Genomic DNA, 18,352 nt, shown 5'->3' on the forward strand with positions numbered 1-18,352 from the left:
GCTAAGTTACCCCGGGCGGACCCCGGGTGCCCGGCCCCCCCGCCTGGGGGCCCCCCGCCCCCCGGCGGTGCGGGGTTCAGACGGCGCGGGACGTTCGGCGCCGCCGGGCGAGCGAAGGGGCGAATGCCAGGTCGGCGGATCACCGCTACCTGGCCCAGGGCATTTCCGTCGACCCGGTGGGCCGGTACCAGGTGATGCCCCACTCCGCGCCCCAGTCCTTGCCGGTCCAGTCGTAGGCGGGTGTCCAGAGTGGCCGGGCCGGTTGAGGTCCCCACTCCTCCGGGTCCGGTCGCACCAGCAACTCGTCCTCATGGGCGTAGCCGCCGGTGAGTACGGTCGCCACGAACTCCGCGAAGCCGCCGTCGAAACGGTCGAGCGCACCGTCGTCGACGCCACCGAAGTCGCAGAAGACGGCCACCGGCCACTGCTCCGGGTCCGGGCCGTCGGTCAGCCAGCAGCAGTAGTTGTGGTTGCTGTTCATGCCCCAGGGCAGCAGCCCGCCCGGGTCCGGGAACACAGGGGTGCGCTCCTGGTCCCAGAACTCGTCCTCGCCCTCGACCTGCCCCCGGAACTCGGTGTCGCTCTCGAAACGCCACCCCGCCAGGCCGCCCGGCGAACCGACTCCGTGGGAGCGTTCCGTCGGCGACCGCACACCCCACTCGCCGTTCAGGTTCACCGCACCGTACAGATCGACGAACGCCCGGTAGTCCGACGGCAGTTGGACCCCGAGCTCGGCCGGTGCCAGCTCCCACGGCACCCGCGCCGGGGTGTACACCGGCTCGCCCATGATCGCCCGCAGTCGATCCCATGCCTCGGTCATTACCCGACCCCTCTCCGGCCGCCCGTCGTCAGAAGCTGCACTTTAGGCGACGGCTCCGACAAGCCACTGACCCGACCGGAAGACCGCCGGCTGACGGGCCCCGCTCGATCTCAACGGTCCGAACGGGCGGGCTGGATGATCACTCGTCCGGGCGTTTCCGGGACGGCGGTTCGGCTGTTGCGTGATCGTGAACTCGGCTAAGAGGTAGGGGACTTGAGGCGAATTGCCCTGACCGGCCGGGGCGCCGGGACGTGCGAGCGGCCCCGCGCACCGGAGTCGGTGCGCGGGCCGCTGTGGGGCACCGGGTGGTTCAGCAGTGGGGCAGGCCGGGCACGTCGTGGAACATCGTCGCGCCGTCCCCGCTGCTACCCGGCGTCCAGGGTCTTCGGATCAGTTGCCGTAGCGGAGCGAAACGGTGTCGCCGAGGTGGACGGTGGTGGCCCGGGTGGCGGTGGTGGCGGTGGCGCCGTCCAGGGTGATCTTCCAGGTGGAGGAGCCGCTGTTGGCGGTGCCGTTGATCGCGGTGACGGCGCCGGTGCCGGAGGACGGGGTGACGGCGGTGACGCAGCCGGCGGGGGTCGCGGATGCGGCGGCGTCGAGGACGTCGCCGAGGGTCGCGGTGGTGCCGGTCGGGGTGAGGGTGACGGCGCAGACCTTGAGCGCGCCGGTGCCGTCGTCGATGACCAGCGCGAGCTTGGCGGCGGTGCCGGGGACGAAGGTGGTGGCGGCGGCCCAGGCGGGCTCGCCGGCGGTGGTCGGGGTCGGCGGGGTGGCGGTGAAGCCGGCGCCGGCGACGGCGCGCAGGCCGTCGACGGAGGCGTAGGGGGAGGGGGTGGTGTCGGTGGGCAGGTACTTGAAGCCGCCGCCGGGCTTGAACTGCTGGGCGATCAGGAAGTCGACGGGGCTCTTGCCGGTGCCGCTGGTGAAGTCGGCGCCCTGGGGGTTGATGCCGCAGGCGTTGAGGCCGGAGACGGCCCAGCCGTTGGAGTCGGTGTTGACGCCGAACATGGCGTTGAAGGCGCCGGAGGCGGTGAGCTTGCCCTTGAGGAAGTTCTTGGCGGCGACGATCGCCGGGTCGGTGGCGGGGACGCCCCCGGTGCAGAGCGAGGCCATGGCGGCACCGGTCATGTCGATGTCGCTGCCCTGGGCGAGGGCGTTCGGGTCGCCCGCGGCCTTGCTGAAGTTCCAGCCGCCGTCGTTGTGCTGGTTGGCGCGCACCGCCGTGACGGAGGCGTCGAGCAGCGGCTGCGGGACGCGGGGGCTGCCGGCCTGGGTCTTGGCGCCCGCGAGGGCGAGGAGGCCGAAGACGGTGCCGTTGAAGTTGGCGGACGGGCCGTAGTAGCCGGGTTCGGCGGTCTGCCAGTAGGCGGCGAGGTCGGCGACGAGGTTGCGGCCCGGGCCGACCCGGGCGGGGTCGATGCCGGCGGCGTAGGCGTTGAGGATGCCGCGCTCGTAGTCCGTGACGACCGGTGAGGCGCTCGGCCAGCCGGGGGCGGCGAGCTGGTTGCGGTACACCAGGCGGGCGTTCTTGGTGGGGTCGCCGCCGGGGGTGACGTCGGCGGCGGCCGTGCCGGCGGCCGCGAGTGCGCTGAACGCCCACTCGTTGGAGAGCCCGCCGCCGGTGACGTAGCTGCCGTCGGCGGCCTGGAGCGACTTCAGGTAGGTGACGCCGGTGCTCTTCGAGGTGGCTATCTGGGTCGGGCTGGCCGTCGCGTGGGCGGGGACGGCGGAGAGCAGGAGTGCGCCGGCCGTCAGGGCGACGGTGATGGCGGAGGCGGCGGAGGCAGCGCGGGAGGGGGTGGTCCGCGAGGAGGTGGTCTGCGAGGGGGTGGTTCGCGAGGGGGCGAGGAGGGACACGGGACAGGCTCCTTGGGGTGGCGGGCGCCGACCCTGCCCCGGAGTTCCGGCGTCCGTTGGAGGGCGCGCGACTGCCGGAGCGGTCGCCGCCCGGATCGCGTGGGCCGGCTTTCGCCATGGTGCGTGGCCGGGCGGGCATTCGGGCTCAGGGCGGCACGATGGCCACCCCACACCGCTGCGCGTCAGCCCCGGATTCGCACCGGGTTCCCCCGCTCGGCCACCGCGGACGCTACCGCACGGCGCACCGGTGCACGAGGTGGTGTGATCGATATGACGATCCGTTGACTCCCGTTCTACCGGCGTGGTCTGATGAACCGATTTTTTGCCCTCGGCATTCAGGGGAAGCCGGTCCAACTCCGGCGCTGACCCGCAACCGTGGACCCACCTGTGGTGGGTGAGCCGGAATGCCTGGACCGGGGGCCTGTTCACAGAGCACTTGCGTCGTCGCGGACTACGACGCGGTCCGGACGGTCCCTGCCCAGGAGACCGTCGGCTGCGCCGTTGCGTCCCGCGTCGACCGACCAGGGAGTCGTCGTGAGGGTCAGCAGCAGTCGCACACGTCACAGGAACCGGGACCTCGCCTCCGTGGTGGTCGCCGGTGCTGTCGCGGTCGCCGCCTGCGGAAGCGTCCTGTTCGGGCGCCCCGGCACCGCGGCCGCCGACCCGATCGAGCAGTGCACGGCGACGACGGGCGCGATCGTCGCCGTCGACTTCACCCACTGGGGCGGCGGCGTCGTCCGGGGCTGCGACGCCCACCCCACGACCGGGATGAACCTGCTGCACGCCGCCGGCTTCACCACTGCCGGAACCGAGCACGACGGACCCGCCTTCATCTGCCGCCTCGGAACCGGGACCTTCAACAGCGGCACCCAGTACCCGACGCCGGCCGAGGAACCCTGCGTCAACACCCCGCAGGCCACCGCGTACTGGTCGTACTGGATCGCCGAACCCGGCCAACAGGCCTGGTCCTACAGCCGGTTCGGCGCCGGGACGCAGAAGCCCAAGCCCGGCGAGGTCGAGGCCTGGGTGTACGGCGGCACCGACATCGGCGGCACCAGCGGGGCACCGGGCTTCACACCGGACTCAGTGAGAGCGAAGAGCGGTGGTTCGTCGGCTTCGCCGTCCGCCTCGCCATCCGCGTCGCCGTCGCCCTCGGCGACCCCGACTCCGACCCCGACCCCGACTCCGACCGGGCCGACCTCGACCGGGCCGTCCGCCACCGGTGACCCGGCGGCCGCCGCGGCCTGGCTGGCCCGCCAACTCGTCGGCGGCGACCACATGGAGAACTGGGCCGTCGAGGGGCCGGACTACCCCCGGACCGCCCTCACCGCCGTCGCCCTCGCCGCCGCCGGCACGCAGGACCCGGCGCTGCGCAGGACGACCGCCTTCCTCGCCGCCCACACCGACGCCTTCCTGTACCCCGACGGACCGGCCGGCCAGCCCGATGCGAGGGCCGCCGCACTGCTGGCCCTCGTCGCCGAGAGCACCGGCAGCGATCCCCGGGCCTTCGGCGGCCGGGACCTGATCGCCGCGCTCACCGGCCACGTCTGCACGGCGGCGGGGGAGAACGGCAGGTGCACCGCCGCCGGGGACTTCCTCGGCGCGGCCTCGCCCTGGGTCCAGTCCCTCGGCGTCATCGCCCTCCAGCGCGCCGGCGTCACGCCACCCGCCCCGGCGCTCGCCCGCTTCACGGCGCTCCAGTGCGCCGACGGCGGGGTGGCCGGATCGATGATCGTCGCCGGCGAGCACTGCGAGTCCGACCCGCTCACCACCGGCCTTGCGGTCCTCGCCCTGCGCACGGCCCCCGGGTACGAGACGGCGGCGAAGAAGGCTTCGGACCAGCTCGCGGCCGGACAGCAGGCCGACGGATCCCTGCTCCCGTACCTCGGCGCCCCCGGCGACACCATCAGCACCGCGAGCGCGGCCCAGGCGTTCAAGGCCACCGGACAGGACACCCGCCGGGCCGCCGCCACGGCCTGGCTCGCCGCCCGGCAGGGCGCGGACGGCGGCTTCGGCCCCGACGCGTCGACCACCGACCCGGACCCGGCGGCCACCGAGCAGGCGATCCTGGCCCTGACCGGCACCGACCTCACCAGCGTCCGGCACAACCCGGACGCCGGCACGCCGCCGACGACGCCCGCCACCACCCCGCCGACGACGCCCGCCAGCACGCCGCCTGCCGGAAGAACCCCCGACGCCGCCAAGGGCAGCGCCTACCTCACCGACCCCTCCCGCCTGATCAACGGCCGCTACTACGAGGGCTTCCCGGCCTTCGCCGACTTCGGCCTCACCATCGACGGCGCCTACGCCCTCGCGGCCACCGGCACCGACGACGCCGCGCTGCGCAGGATCGTCGACTTCCTGGACCAGCCGGGCAAGGACGCCGGTGAGCGCACCGTCAACGACTGGACCGGCATCGGCACCGAGTACGCAGGCGGCGGCTCGATCGGAAAGGAGGCGCTGCTCGCCGAGGCGGTCGGCCGCAACCCGCGCGCCTTCGGCGGCCACGACCTGATCGCCGCCCTGGCCGCCCTCGTGTGCACCAAGGCCGACCAGAGCACCGGCTGCGCGGCGCCCGGCAACTACACCTACGCCACCTCGGTGTTCTCCCAGGCGCTCGGCATCATGGCCCAGCTCCGGGCCGGGGACTCGACGAACGCCGCTCCCGCGATCGCCTACCTGAAGGGCCTCCAACACCAGGACGGCTCCTGGCCCAGCCTGATCCCCGCCACCGGGGACTCCGACGTGGACAGCACGGCGATGGCCGTCATGGCCCTCGCCCTCGTGCCGGGAGACGAGGCCGCGCGGGCCGTCGACCAGGGCCTCGGCTGGCTCGCCGCGCGGCAGTTGCCCGACGGCGGCTTCCCGGGAGCGGCCGGCGACTCGACCAACTCGGCCGCGCTCGCCATCCAGGGCATGACGCTGCGCCAGGCCTCGTACGGCGCCCAGATCGCCAAGGCGCGCGACTTCCTGGCGGGTCAGCAGAACGGCGACGGCGGGTTCAACGTCGCCTCCGCCGGGCAGCCGGGATCGGACGTCCGCGCGTCCACGCAGGTGCTCGGCGGTGCCACCGGGATCTCGTTCGGCACGCTGTTCCGGGACCTCGGGGGAACGTCGACGCCGACGCCGACTCCGACTTCCACCGGGACGGCGACCCCGACGGGTACGCCGACCGGCACGCCGACGGGCACGCCCACTGGTACTCCCACGGGCACGCCGACCGATACCCCGACCGGCACGCCCACGAACACGTCCACGAACACGCCCACGGGCACGCCGAGCCCGACGGGCTCTCCCGCCACGGCTGGTCCCTCGGACACCGCCGTTCCCTCGACCGGCGACGGTTCGGCCACCTGGTCGGCCGGTGGCATCGACGCTCCGGCCGGTGGGGGTGGCGGTGGCGCACCCGTCGCCGTCGCCCCCGCCGGTGGCGTGCCGGCGCAGGCCGGTTCCGGCAGCCTGGCCCGGACCGGAACCCAGGCCCTGACGCTGACGGCGGGCGCGGGTGTGCTGACCGCGCTCGGCGCGGCGGCCGTCCTCGTCGCCCGGCGCCGCGCCGCGGCCGCCCCGGGGCGTCACCGGTGAGCCGGGGACTCGGCGGTCGGCTCGGCGGTCGGCTCGGCCGGCTGTCCGGGGCGGCGGCCCTGACCTTCGCCCTCGCGTTCGGCGGCGTCGCCGTGGGCACCGCCCCGGCGTCCGCGGCGCCGCTGCCGATCGACCAGTGCACCACCACCTCCGGCGTGGTGCTCGCCGTGGACTTCAGCAAGTGGGACGGCCCGCTGCTGCGCTCCTGCGGGACCACGCCGACCACCGGCTTCACCCTGCTCAACCAGGGCGGCTGGAAGACCACCGGGACCGGGCACGACGGTCCGGCGTTCATCTGCCGGATCGGCTACAGCGGCTTCCAGGGCGGCAAGCAGTTCCCGGCCCCGGACCAGGAGAAGTGCGTCCTGACGCCCCCGGCCACGGCCTACTGGTCGTACTGGCACGCCGATCCGGGCCAGAACGAGTGGTCCTACAGCCAGCTCGGCGCGATGAGCTACCAGCCGAAGCCCGGCAGCGTCGACCTCTGGATCTTCGGTGGCACCAACATCGAGGGCACCGAGGGGCGGCCGGGCTTCTCGCCGGACAGCGTGCGCGCGAACAACTCCAGTCCCGGCGGGCAGCCCGCCGACCCCGGCCAGGGCACCACGGGCGGCTCGGGCGGCGGCTCCAGCGGTTCCGGCGGCGGGTCGACGGGCGGCACGGGTACGACCGGCGGCAGCGGCAGCGGCTCCGGCACCGGTTCGAGCGGCGCCACCGGCACCACCGGCACCACCGGAAACGCAGGCGGAACCGGCAGCACCGGCAGCAGCGGCGGAACCGCCGGCACCAGCGGCGCCGGCACGACCGGTGGCACCGGATCGGGCCGGCCCCCGGCCCCCGCCAAGCCCCCGACGGGCGGAGCCCGTCCGCCCGCGCCCGCCACCACCCCGGGGCCCGGCGCCGCCGCCACCCCCGAGGACGGCATCACTCCGCCCGGAGCGCCCGAGCCGACGCCCGTGCCCGCCACGCCGGTGCCGGTCGAGCCGTCCACCGTGCCGCCGACGGACGCCCCGAGCGATCAGCCGACCCCGCAGACGGTCGAGGCCGCGGCCGCGCCGACGTCCACCCCCGCCGTGCCCGGCGGCGTGGTGGACGCCAATCCGGTGGCGGACGCCCCGCACGACTCCGGGTCGATGGTTCCCGCCGTCATCGCGACCGCCCTCGTGGGGGCGCTGGGCGCGGCCACCGTGGTCGTCGCGCACCGCCGCCGCCGACGGGCCGAGTGATCCGGTGACCAAGCCCGACGAACCCGGCGCCGTCCCCCCGAAGCCCGACCCGAAGCCGAAGCCCGACCCGAAGCCCAACCCCAACCCGAAGCCCACCCCCCGACGGGACGCCGGGAGCCGGCGCAGCCCCCGGAACCTGCACCCGCTGGCCTGGTGGACCTGGGCGCTCGCCCTGGCGACGGCGGCCAGCCGCACCACCAACCCGCTGCTGCTCCTGCTCGTCCTCGCCGTGCTCGGCTACGTGGTCACCGCCCGCCGGACCGAGGCCCCGTGGGCCCGCGGGTTCACCTACTACCTGTGGCTGGCCCTGACCGTGGTGGCGATCCGGGTGGTGTTCCGGTGCGTCTTCGCCACTGGCATCACCCCGCACGACCACCTGCTCTTCTCCCTCCCGCACCTCCCCACCCCCGCCTGGTACGCGGGCATCCGGATCGGCGGGCCGGTCTCCCTGGAGGCGACTCTCTCCGCCGCCTTCGACGGGCTGCGCCTGGCCTGCCTGATCTGCTGCATCGGCGCCGCCAACACCCTCGCCAACCCCAAGCGCGCCCTGCGCGTGCTGCCCGGCGCCCTGTACGAGCTGGGCGTCGCCGTGACGGTGTCGCTGAGCGTCGCGCCGCAGCTGGTGCAGAGCGTCCAACGCGTCGCCCGGGCAAGGCGGTTGCGGGCCGGGCAGCGGAAGGGCGTCCGTGCGCTGCGCAGCATCGTCGTCCCGGTGCTGGAGGACGCGCTGGAGCGTTCGCTGCACCTGGCCGCCGCGATGGACTCGCGCGGTTACGGCCGCTCCGGCACCGCGACCCGCCGCTCCCGCCGCGTCACCGGCGCCCTGATGCTGCTCGGCATGTGCGGCCTGTGCGCCGGGGTGTACGGGCTCCTGGACGGAACCGCCCCCGCTGCCCTGGGGCTTCCGGCCTTCCTCGCGGGCGCCCTGCTCTGCGTGGCGGGGCTGATCCTCGGCGGCCGGCGCGTGCGGCGCACCACCTACCGGCCGGACCGCTGGCAGGCCGCCGAGTGGGGCGTCGCGGGCTGCGGGGTGATTGCCGCCGTCCTGCTGTTCGCCACCGTCGGCTACGCCGCCACCGACCTCAACCCCTCTCTCTACCCGCTCAGTTGGCCGAGCCTGCCGCTCGTCCCGGTGCTCGCCCTGCTGCTGGCCGGCGCCGCCGGGGTGATCGCGCCGCCGCCGGGCCGTACCCCGGAGCCCGCCACCGGGGCCCGCCGCACCGGCACCGACCGCACGACCCCCGAGGTGAGCACGTGATCCGATTCGACCAGGTCGGCGTGGTGTACGACGGCGAGACCACCCCCGTCCTGCGCGACGTCGACCTGCACATCCCGGAGGGCGAGCTCTGCCTGGTGGTCGGCCGTACCGGCGTCGGCAAGTCGACCCTGCTCGGCGCCGTCAACGGCCTCGTGCCGCACTTCACCGGCGGCACCCTGCGAGGCAGGGTCACCGTGGACGGCCGGGACACCGCGCACCACCCGCCGCGCGAACTCGCGGACGTGGTGGGCGTGGTGGGGCAGGACCCGCTGGTCGGCTTCACCACCGACACGGTGGAGGAGGAACTCGCCTACGTCATGGAGCAGTTGGCCGTCCCGCCGGAGGTGATGCGCAAGCGCGTCGAGGAGACCCTCGACCTGCTCGGCCTCGCCGACCTGCGCCACCGCGCCCTGCACGAGCTCTCCGGCGGCCAGCAGCAGCGCGTCGCCATCGGCTCGGTGCTTACCGCGCACCCGCGCGTCCTGGTCCTGGACGAACCGACCTCGGCGCTCGACCCGACCGCCGCCGAGGAGGTGCTCGCGGCCATCACCCGCCTGGTCCACGACCTCGGCGTCACCGTCCTGCTCGCCGAACACCGCCTGGAGCGGGTCGTCCAGTACGCCGACCGCGTCGCCTACCTGCCCGGCGACGGGACGGTCGTGCACGGGCCGCCCGCCGAGGTCTTCCGGCACACCGCGATCGCGCCGCCCGTCGTCGACCTCGGCCGGCTGGCCGGGTGGCGGCCGCTGCCGCTCTCCGTCCGGGACGCCCGGCGCGCCGCCGCCCCGCTGCGGGAGCGGCTCACCGACGTGCCCGTTCCTCCGCCGCGCCGGGCAGCGGTGGCGGGGGAACGGGTGCTGGACGCCCGGGGGGTGGTCGTCCGGTACGGGCCGGTCACCGCCGTCCGGGAGGTCGGGCTGGCGCTGCGGGCCGGCGAGGTCACCGCGCTGATGGGGCGCAACGGCTCGGGCAAGTCCTCGCTCCTGTGGGCCCTCCAGGGCTCCGGCCCCCGGCAGGGCGGCAGCGTGCAGGTCCTCGGCGCCGACGGCGGGCCGGCCGCGGACCCCAAGCGGCTCTCCGCGACCAGGGCCCGGCAGCTCGTCGGGCTCGTCCCGCAGACCCCGACCGACCTGCTGTACCTGGAGACGGTCGCCCAGGAACTCGCCCAGAGCGACCTGGAGGCCCGCAGCGCCGCCGGCCCGACCGCCGCCGGCCAGACCGCAGCCGGTCCGACCGCAGCAAGCCCGACAGCGCGGCAGATCCTCGACCGGCTCGCCCCCGGGATCCCCGACGGCACCCACCCCCGGGACCTCTCCGAGGGCCAGAAGCTGGCCCTGGTCCTGGCGATCCAACTGGCCGCCGCGCCAAGGGTGGTGCTGCTGGACGAACCCACCCGAGGGCTCGACTACCACGCGAAGGAGGCGCTCACGGGCATCGTCGACGCCCTCGCCGCCGAAGGCCGTACGGTCGTCGTCTCCACCCACGACGTCGAGTTCGTCGCCGCCGCCGCCGACCGGGTGGTGGTGATGGCCGAGGGCGAGATCGTCGCCGACGGCCCCACCGCCGAGGTCATCGTCGCCTCGCCCACCTTCGCCCCCCAGACCGCCAAGATCCTCGCCCCGCTGCCCTACCTGACCACCCGGCAGGTGGCCGAGGCCCTGGAACCCGCCGAGGCCGCCCGGTGAGCGCCGTCCGGATCCCCGGCCGGGCCCGCGTCGTCGCGGCCCTGGCCGCCTTCATCGGCCTGGTCGCCTTCACCTGGCCGTTCGTCGTCGCCCCCGGGAAGTTCGGCTCCTCCTACGCCCCGCCGCTGATCTTCGGCGCCCTGCTGATCCTGGTGCTCGCCGTCGTCATCGCCGAGATCGCGGCCGGCGGCATCGACGCCAAGGCCCTCGCCATGCTCGGCGTCCTGTCCGCCGTCAACGCCGGGCTGCGCCCGCTCGGCGCCGGCACCGCCGGGGTGGAGACGGTCTTCTTCCTCCTCGTCCTGGCCGGCCGGGTCTTCGGCCCGGGCTTCGGCTTCACCCTCGGCTGCACCTCGCTGTTCGCCTCCGCGCTGCTCACCGGCGGCGTCGGCCCCTGGATGCCGTACCAGATGTTCGGCTGCGCGTTCGTCGGCATGCTCGCCGGGCTCCTGCCGAGAACCCGACGGCGGCGCTGGGAGGTGTCGATGCTGGCCGCGTACGGGGCGTTCTCCGGGTACCTCTTCGGTTTCCTCCTCAACCTCTCCTTCTGGCCGTTCTCCACCGACCCGAACAGTTCCATCGCCTACCTGCCGGGGCTGCCCTTCACCGAGCAGTGGCACCGCTACCTGCTCTTCGACCTCGCCACCTCGCTCGGCTGGGACACCGGTCGGGCCGTCACCACCTTCACCGCCGTGCTCGTCGTCGGCCCGGCCGTCCTCACCGTCTTCCGCCGCGCGGCCCGCCGCGCCAACTTCGAGCCCACGGTGCGCTTCGAAGCCCCGGACGGTCGACGAGTCGCGGCGACCGGCACCGCGACCGGCACCGCCATCGGCTCCGCGAGCGGCGAGGGAGTCTCACCATGCGGACGGCTTCCGTGAATTCCGCGTCGGCCCCGGCGGTTTGCCCCTAAGCTGGCGGCGCAGCTGGTTCGTCCTGCCCGCCAGGCAGGACGTCGCAAGAGGGAACCCGGTGGGAATCCGGGACTGCCCCGCAGCGGTGAGTGGGAACGACCGCCGTCATACGCACTGGACCCGGGACGGGTCTGGGAAGCGATGGCCAGTAGGTACCGGACGCCAACAGGCCCGGTGCGCCCACGAGTCCGAAGACCTGCCCGTTGCCCGCCCGCGGACCGTTCCGCGTGCGGATATCCCGGTGACCTCGTGGGCGGGTCGGCGACCATACCAGGCGGGTCCGGCACGCGCATCGACGCGAGCCGCCGCCCGGTTCGTCATCCCTTCGCGCTCTCGTCCCGTCCCCGGGCACTTGAGGAGCCAGACTCGCGAAGGAGAGTCCCTTGACCACGAAGTCCGCAGCCGCGGCAACCAGGGCCACCGTGTACGGCTACCCCCGGCAGGGCCAGGGCCGGGAGCTGAAGAAGGCCGTCGAGGGCTACTGGAAGGGCACGGTCACCGCCGACGCCCTGCAGGAGACGGCGGTCGGCCTGCGCCGGAAGAACTGGGCGCAGCTCGCCGGGGCCGGTGTCCTGGAAGTGCCCACCGGCGACTTCTCGCTCTACGACCACGTACTGGACACCACGGTCGCCGTCGGCGCGATCCCGCCCCGGCACCGGGATGCGGTCGAAATCGACGCGCTGGACGGCTACTTCGCCATGGCGCGCGGCACCCAGGAGGTCGCGCCGCTGGAGATGACCAAGTGGTTCGACACCAACTACCACTACCTGGTGCCCGAACTCGGCCCGGACACCGTCTTCACCGCGAACCCGGCCAAGGCCGTCGGGGAGTTCCGGGAGGCGCTGGCGCTCGGCCACACCGCACGCCCCGTTCTGGTCGGCCCCCTCACCTACCTGCTGCTCGCCAAGCCCGCCCCCGGCGTCGCCGAGGACTTCCAGCCGATCACCCTGCTGGACCGGCTGCTGCCCGTCTACGCGCAGCTGCTGGCGGACCTGAAGGCGGCCGGCGCCGAGTGGGTGCAACTGGACGAGCCCGCCCTGGTGCAGGACCGCACCCCGGCCGAGCTGAACGCCGCCGCCCGCGCCTACCGTGAGCTGGGCGGTCTGGCGGATCGTCCGAAGCTGCTGGTCGCGAGCTACTTCGACCGCCTGGGCGAGGCCCTTCCGGTGCTGGCCAAGGCCCCGGTCGAGGGCCTGGCGCTGGACTTCACGGGGCCCGCCGCGGCGAACCTTGACGACCTGGCCGCCGTCGGCGGGCTGCCCGGCAAGCGGCTGGTCGCCGGGGTGGTCGACGGCCGCAACATCTGGATCAACGACCTGGAGAAGTCGCTGGCCACCCTGGCGACCCTGCTGGGCCTGGCCGAGCGGGTCGACGTCGCGCCGTCCTGCTCCCTCCTGCACGTGCCGCTGGACGCCGCCGCCGAACGCGACGTCGACCCGCAGATCCTGCGCTGGCTCGCCTTCGCCCAGCAGAAGGCCAGGGAGGTGGCGCTGCTGGCCCGGGGCCTGCGCGAGGGCACGGGGGCGATCGCCGCCGACCTGGCCGCCAACCGCGCCGACCTCGCCTCGCGCGCCAACTCGCCGATCACCCACGACCCGGCGGTGCGCGCCCGCACCGCTGCCGTCACCGACGCGGATGCACGCCGCGCCCAGGCCTACCCGCAGCGGGCCGAGGCCCAGCGCGCCCGGCTCGGCCTGCCGCTGCTGCCGACCACCACCATCGGCTCGTTCCCGCAGACCTCCGAACTGCGGGTCGCCCGGGCCGACCTCACGGCGGGCCGGATCGACGCGGCGGCCTACCGGGAGCGGATGGAGACCGAGGTCCGGGAGGTCATCGCCTTCCAGGAGAAGGCCGGACTGGACGTCCTGGTGCACGGCGAGCCCGAGCGCAACGACATGGTCCAGTACTTCGCCGAACAGCTCACCGGCTACCTCGCCACCCGGCACGGCTGGGTGCAGTCCTACGGCACCCGGTACGTGCGCCCGCCGGTCCTGGCCGGGGACATCTCCCGCCCGCACCCGATGACCGTCGACTGGTTCCGCTACGCGCAGGGCCTCACCGACCGCCCGGTCAAGGGCATGCTCACCGGCCCCGTCACGATGCTCGCCTGGTCCTTCGTCCGAGACGACCAGCCGCTCGGCGACACCGCCCGGCAAGTCGCCCTCGCCCTGCGGGACGAGGTCACCGACCTGGAGGCCGCGGGCGCGGCCGTCGTCCAGGTCGACGAGCCGGCCCTGCGCGAGACCCTGCCGCTGCGCGCCGCCGACCGCCCGGCGTACCTGGCGTGGGCCACCGAGTCCTTCCGCCTGGCCACCTCGGGCGTCCGCGCCGACACCCAGGTCCACACCCACATGTGCTACGCCGAGTTCGGCGCGATCATGACGGCGATCGACGAACTCGACGCGGACGTCATCTCGCTGGAGGCCACCCGCTCGCACATGGAGGTCGCCGGAGAACTCGCCGGGGCCGGCTACCCGCGCGAGGTCGGCCCGGGCGTCTGGGACATCCACTCCCCGCGCGTCCCCAGCACCGAGGAGGCCGTGGAACTGCTGCGCGCGGGCCTGGCCGCCATCCCCGCCGAGCGGCTCTGGGTCAACCCCGACTGCGGACTGAAGACCCGCGGCTGGACGGAGACCCGCGCCTCGCTCGACAGCCTCGTCGGCGCCGCCCGCCACCTGCGCGCGGAACTCGCCGGCTGACCCGCCGGCGACACGCCCCGGCCGGGCCCCGCACGCCGTGCGGCGCCCGGCCGGGTAGGCCCGGCCCGTTTCACCCGGACCCGGGAAGCCCGAGACCTGCGAAACGCAGGAACGCCAGGCAGGCGCAGACCTGAACCAAAGGACCAGGGGCGGCGCCGACTTAGTGCCGACGCCGCCCCGATCACCGGCCTGCGCATGCAGGCGGGAGGAATCCGGCTACACGAAGTTGCCGATCACCATGCCGTTGTACAGGCGCAGGGTCGACGCGAGCTCCGTCACGTAGATATTGGGCGAACAGGACGGGCGTGTCCCACCGAGCGGATTCTTGCAGTTCTCTCCCTTGATGCTCGCGGACAGGATTCCCGCGGCGAACTTGTTGCCCTGCGTGCCGTACGAGTAAACGGGGCCGCCGCTGTCCCCCTTCCCCGCCATGTTCTTGCCGGCGACCTGGTCGAGCTCGCTCACCACGCGCGTGGATCCCTCGATCTTCTTCTCCTGGTTCGTGCTGACGGCCCTTCCGCCGCAGACCTCCCCCATGAGCGCGCCGCTCACGCAGAACTCCATGCCGGCGTAGAGGGTGCCGGGGCCGGTGAACTTCGACGTGGTCTGGGTCGTCGACTTGACCGGCCCACCGGTGTAGAACCACGGAGAGGCCTTGTCCACCGAGATGAACGCACTGTCGTAACGGACGATCTCGTCCGCCACCTTGCCGATCACCAGGCCGTTGCCGCTCTTGACCGTGGTGCCGGACGACACGCAGTGCTCGGCGGTGATCAGGTAGTACTGGTCGTACCCCGCGGGGTTGTACTCCTTGGGCCACTTGGCGCCGAAGGCGGACGAGCAGGTCGCGTTCAGACCTCCCACGGTGGTCTTGATGAGGGATCCGCCGAACCAGGGGGAGCTGTCCGCCTCCCGCAGACCCGTGTCGTGGGCGGCTTCCTCCGGCGCGACGGTGACGGGGATGCCGTGGGTGAGGCTGTCCGGGATCGAGGCCGTGCTCTGCAGGGAGGCCTGAGCGTTGTCCTGGGCTGCGAGCTGTGCGGCGTCGATACCGATGTTCAGTGAGTTGCCGTCGTTGCTCGGCCCCGCGCTGATGATCTCCGCGCCGTTGACGCGGAGGTCGGACGTGATGATCGCATGCGCCCGTTCCTTCAGCTCCTCGGCGTTGTAGAGCGAGGGAACGACCGAGACGGCGACGCCTCGGGCACGCTGGGCGGCGACCAGACCACCGATGTCCTGGGGAATCTCCCCCTTCCAGTAGAGGGTGTACCCCTCGTCCTTCACGGACACGACGATGTTGCCGTACCCGGTGGCCGGGTCCAGGTGAGCCTGCCGGTTGACCTCGTCCGCGGCCTGGACTATCCGCTCCTGGGCCTCGGCGAAGGCCTCGGCGGCGGAGCCGGTCGCCGGATCGGCCGACGCGGCGAAGGCCGGCCCCGACATCAACGGCGCGGAGAGGACCAAGGACACCCCGCTGAGCAACGCAGCCAGCCGCCGTGCATGATGTGCCATCAACTTTCCTGCCTGTCAGGATGATTGTGCTTCTCGTGTACACGCACTTACGGGCTACAACGCGCCTGCCCGGGCGTCCGGTTCAGCAGGGCCCGGCGGCTCGGATGTCGCCGCCCCCGCTGCGGGGGCCGTGGTGGTGGTCGGCCGACAGCGGTGTGCACCCGACACGCTGCCGGCGAAGTGTCGGTTCAGGCGCTCGCGGTGTAGCCGTGGAACCCGCGCCCGCTCTTGCGGCCGAGCAGGCCCGCCTCGACCATGCGGGAGAGCAGGGGCGGCGGCGCGTAGAGCGGTTCCTTGTACTCGTCGTACATGGACTCGGCGATGGCCTGCACGGTGTCCAGGCCGATGAGGTCGGCGAGTTGGAGCGGGCCCATGGGGTGGGCGCAGCCGTGGACCATGCCGGCGTCGATGTCCTCGGGGCTGGCGTGGCCGGCCTCGGCCATCCGGACGGCGGAGAGCAGGTAGGGCACCAGCAGGGCGTTGACGACGAAGCCGGCCCGGTCGCGGGAGCGGATGACGTGCTTGCCGAGGGTGTCCCGGGTGAAGGCCTCCACCCGGTCGAGGACGGTCGGGGCGGTGTGCAGCGAGGCGACCAGTTCGACGAGCGGCATGACGGGGGCGGGGTTGAAGAAGTGCAGGCCGAGGACGTGGGAGGCGCGGTCGGTGGTGATGCCGAGGCGGGTGACCGGGATGGCGGAGGTGTTGGTGGCCAGGACGGCGTCGTCGGCGACGAGCACCTTGTCCAGGGTGCCGAGCACCTCGGTCTTGACCCGTTCGTCCTCGACGACGGCCTCGACGACGAGCTGGCGGTCGGCGAGCGCTTCCAGGTCGTCGGCGAACAGCAGGTGGGCCCAGGCGTCTGTGCGCTGCTGCTCGTTGATCCGGCCGCGGTCGACGGCGCGGTGCAGCGAGCGGTCGATCCGGGCCCGGGCGGCGCGCAGGGCGCCTCGGCCGGCCTCGCAGACGACGGTGTCCAGGCCGGCGCGGGCGAAGACCTCGGCGATGCCGGAGCCCATCTGCCCGGCGCCGACGACCGCGACTCGGCGGATGTCGTTCATGGTGTTGCCTCCGTGGTCGGGCGGCTCAGGCCGCGGTGCGGATCCGCACGAGGTGGCGGGCGTAGGCCTCGGTGGTGAGGAAGGAGGGCAGTTCGGCGCCGAGGGCGGTCTCCTCCAGGATCCGTACGGCGTCGTCCACCAGCGCCGGGTCGGCGCCCTCGCCGAGCAGGGTGGCGCGCTCGCGGTCGATCAGCCGCCGTACGAGGTCGGGGGTGGCGAGCGATCCGCCGGTCAGCCGGGAGCAGTGGTGCTGCCACTGCCAGATCTGGCAGCGGGCGATCTCGGCGGTGGCGACGTCCTCCATCAGGCCGAAGACGGCGACGGCCCCGGAGCCGCCTAGCCAGGCCGTCAGGTAGCGCAGGGCGACGGCGACGTTGGAGCGCAGGCCCTGTTCGGTCGGCAGGCCGACGGACAGCCTGTGCACGCCGAGCAGGTCGGCGGCGGTGACCTCGACGTCCTCGCGGGTGCGGTCGAGCTGGTGCGGGCGGCCGTCGAGGACGGTGTCGAAGGCCGTCCGGCAGGTGGCGACGAGGCCGGGGTGGGCGACCCAGGAGCCGTCGAAGCCGTCGCCGGCCTCGCGCTCCTTGTCGGCGCGGACCTTGGTCAGGGCCGCCTCGTTGGCGGCGGGGTCGCGCTGCGGGACGGCGGCGGCCATGCCGCCGATGGCGTGGGCGCCGCGGCGGTGGCAGGTGCGCACCAGCAGGTCGGTGTAGGCGCGCAGGAAGGGCTGGGTCATGGTGAGGGTGGCGCGGTCCGGCAGGACGTAGCGGGGGCCGTGCGTGGCGAAGTTCTTGATCAGGCTGAACAGGTAGTCCCAGCGCCCGGCGTTGAGGCCGGCCGCGTGCTCGCGCAGCTCGTACAGGATCTCGTCCATCTCGAACGCGGCGGTGATGGTCTCGATCAGCACGGTGGCGCGGATCGTTCCGTGCGGGATGCCCAACTCGTGCTGGGCGAAGGTGAGGACGTCGTTCCACAGCCGGGCTTCGAGGTGGTTCTCCAGCTTGGGCAGGTAGAAGTACGGGCCGCTGCCGCGCTCGATCTGCCGCCGGCCGCAGTGGAAGAGGTGGAGGCCGAAGTCGACCAGCGCGCCGATCGCCGGGCGGCCGTCGATCAGCAGGTGCTGCTCGTCGAGGTGCCAGCCGCGCGGGCGCACGACGATGGTGGCGGGCGTGTCGCCGATCCGGTACCGCTTGCCCTCCGGGGTGGTGTCGTCGATCCGGCGCTCGATGGCGTCGAGCAGGTTCAGCTGGCCGGTGAGCAGGTTGTGCCAGGTGGGGGAGGTGGCGTCCTCGAAGTCCGCCAGCCACACCTTCGCGCCGGAGTTGAGCGCGTTGACGGCCATCCGGCGCTCGGGTGGGCCGGTGATCTCCACCCGGCGGTCCGCCAGGCCGGGTCCGGCGCCGGCCACCCGCCAGGTGGTGTCCTCGCGGACGGCGCGGGTCTCGGGGAGGAAGTCCAGGGTGCCTCCGGTGGCGAGCGCTGTCGCGCGGCGGCGGCGCTCGGCGAGGAGTTCGGCGCGGCGGTCGGCGAAGGCCTCGTGCAGGCGTGCCACGAAGTTCAGGGCGTCGGGGGTGAGGATCTCGTCGAAGCGGTCCTCGTGTTCGCCGAGGACGTCGATGCGGCTGGGCTGGCTCATCCGGTTCTCCAGGTGGCGGGTGGGAGGTGCGGGGGGAGGGGGGGGTCTAGCAAAAACACCCGGCACTCGGGGGGGGTGTGGTGTTGCTAGGTCTATAAAGCGAGG

11 protein-coding genes and 3 riboswitches are annotated in these 18,352 nt (G+C 73.7%); of the genes, 6 read left to right on the forward strand and 5 right to left on the reverse strand.

Annotated features, from left to right (window positions below; all coding sequences use genetic code 11):
* Window positions 1-145: 145 nt before the first annotated feature.
* Window positions 146-820, reverse strand: a complete 675-nt coding sequence (locus tag ACFV6D_RS21870) for an SMI1/KNR4 family protein (RefSeq protein WP_380560834.1) — start codon at window positions 818-820, stop codon at window positions 146-148.
* 390 nt (window positions 821-1,210) lie between these two features.
* A complete protein-coding gene (locus ACFV6D_RS21875) occupies window positions 1,211-2,587 on the reverse strand; it encodes a hypothetical protein (protein ID WP_380560844.1) in 1,377 nt (458 codons plus the stop codon).
* 223 nt (window positions 2,588-2,810) lie between these two features.
* A riboswitch (cobalamin riboswitch) is annotated at window positions 2,811-2,887 on the reverse strand.
* 77 nt (window positions 2,888-2,964) lie between these two features.
* A riboswitch (cobalamin riboswitch) is annotated at window positions 2,965-3,108 on the forward strand.
* 103 nt (window positions 3,109-3,211) lie between these two features.
* On the opposite strand from ACFV6D_RS21875, the gene ACFV6D_RS21880 reads away from it, so the two are divergent.
* The 6 genes from ACFV6D_RS21880 (at window position 3,212) to metE (ending at window position 14,041) form a co-directional block, all read left to right on the forward strand.
* Window positions 3,212-6,262: a prenyltransferase/squalene oxidase repeat-containing protein gene (locus tag ACFV6D_RS21880; protein ID WP_380560835.1), complete on the forward strand. Its 3,051-nt coding sequence runs from the start codon at window positions 3,212-3,214 to the stop codon at window positions 6,260-6,262.
* Window positions 6,259-7,488 carry a hypothetical protein gene (locus ACFV6D_RS21885; protein ID WP_380560836.1) on the forward strand — a complete coding sequence of 410 codons (1,230 nt, stop codon included), beginning with the start codon at window positions 6,259-6,261 and terminating at the stop codon, window positions 7,486-7,488. The genes ACFV6D_RS21880 and ACFV6D_RS21885 overlap by 4 nt, the downstream gene beginning before the upstream one ends.
* 136 nt (window positions 7,489-7,624) lie before the next feature.
* Entirely contained in the window at window positions 7,625-8,746 is a 1,122-nt protein-coding gene (locus ACFV6D_RS21890; RefSeq protein WP_380560845.1) for a CbiQ family ECF transporter T component, read from the forward strand.
* Window positions 8,743-10,431 (forward strand): ABC transporter ATP-binding protein, encoded by a 1,689-nt coding sequence (locus ACFV6D_RS21895; protein ID WP_380560837.1) that lies wholly within the window; start codon window positions 8,743-8,745, stop codon window positions 10,429-10,431. The genes ACFV6D_RS21890 and ACFV6D_RS21895 overlap by 4 nt, the downstream gene beginning before the upstream one ends.
* A complete protein-coding gene (locus ACFV6D_RS21900) occupies window positions 10,428-11,309 on the forward strand; it encodes an ECF transporter S component (RefSeq protein WP_380560838.1) in 882 nt (293 codons plus the stop codon). Before ACFV6D_RS21895 ends, ACFV6D_RS21900 begins: the two co-directional genes overlap by 4 nt.
* Window positions 11,310-11,338: 29 nt before the next feature.
* A riboswitch (cobalamin riboswitch) is annotated at window positions 11,339-11,561 on the forward strand.
* 164 nt (window positions 11,562-11,725) lie between these two features.
* Window positions 11,726-14,041 (forward strand): 5-methyltetrahydropteroyltriglutamate--homocysteine S-methyltransferase, encoded by a 2,316-nt coding sequence (gene metE / locus ACFV6D_RS21905; protein ID WP_380560839.1) that lies wholly within the window; start codon window positions 11,726-11,728, stop codon window positions 14,039-14,041.
* A gap of 216 nt (window positions 14,042-14,257) precedes the next feature.
* On the opposite strand, the gene ACFV6D_RS21910 is transcribed toward metE, so the two are convergent.
* From ACFV6D_RS21910 to aceB, 3 genes are all read right to left on the reverse strand, one after another.
* Window positions 14,258-15,553, reverse strand: a complete 1,296-nt coding sequence (locus ACFV6D_RS21910) for a hypothetical protein (protein WP_380560840.1) — start codon at window positions 15,551-15,553, stop codon at window positions 14,258-14,260.
* A gap of 188 nt (window positions 15,554-15,741) precedes the next feature.
* Complete coding sequence (locus ACFV6D_RS21915; RefSeq protein ID WP_380560841.1) at window positions 15,742-16,611, reverse strand: 3-hydroxybutyryl-CoA dehydrogenase; 870 nt, start codon at window positions 16,609-16,611, stop codon at window positions 15,742-15,744.
* A gap of 25 nt (window positions 16,612-16,636) precedes the next feature.
* A complete protein-coding gene (gene aceB, locus ACFV6D_RS21920) occupies window positions 16,637-18,247 on the reverse strand; it encodes a malate synthase A (protein WP_380560842.1) in 1,611 nt (536 codons plus the stop codon).
* Window positions 18,248-18,352: the final 105 nt, after the last annotated feature.

Origin of the sequence: Kitasatospora sp. NPDC059812 (assembly GCF_042732075.1) — a bacterium.
Classification (GTDB): Bacteria; Actinomycetota; Actinomycetes; order Streptomycetales; family Streptomycetaceae; genus Kitasatospora.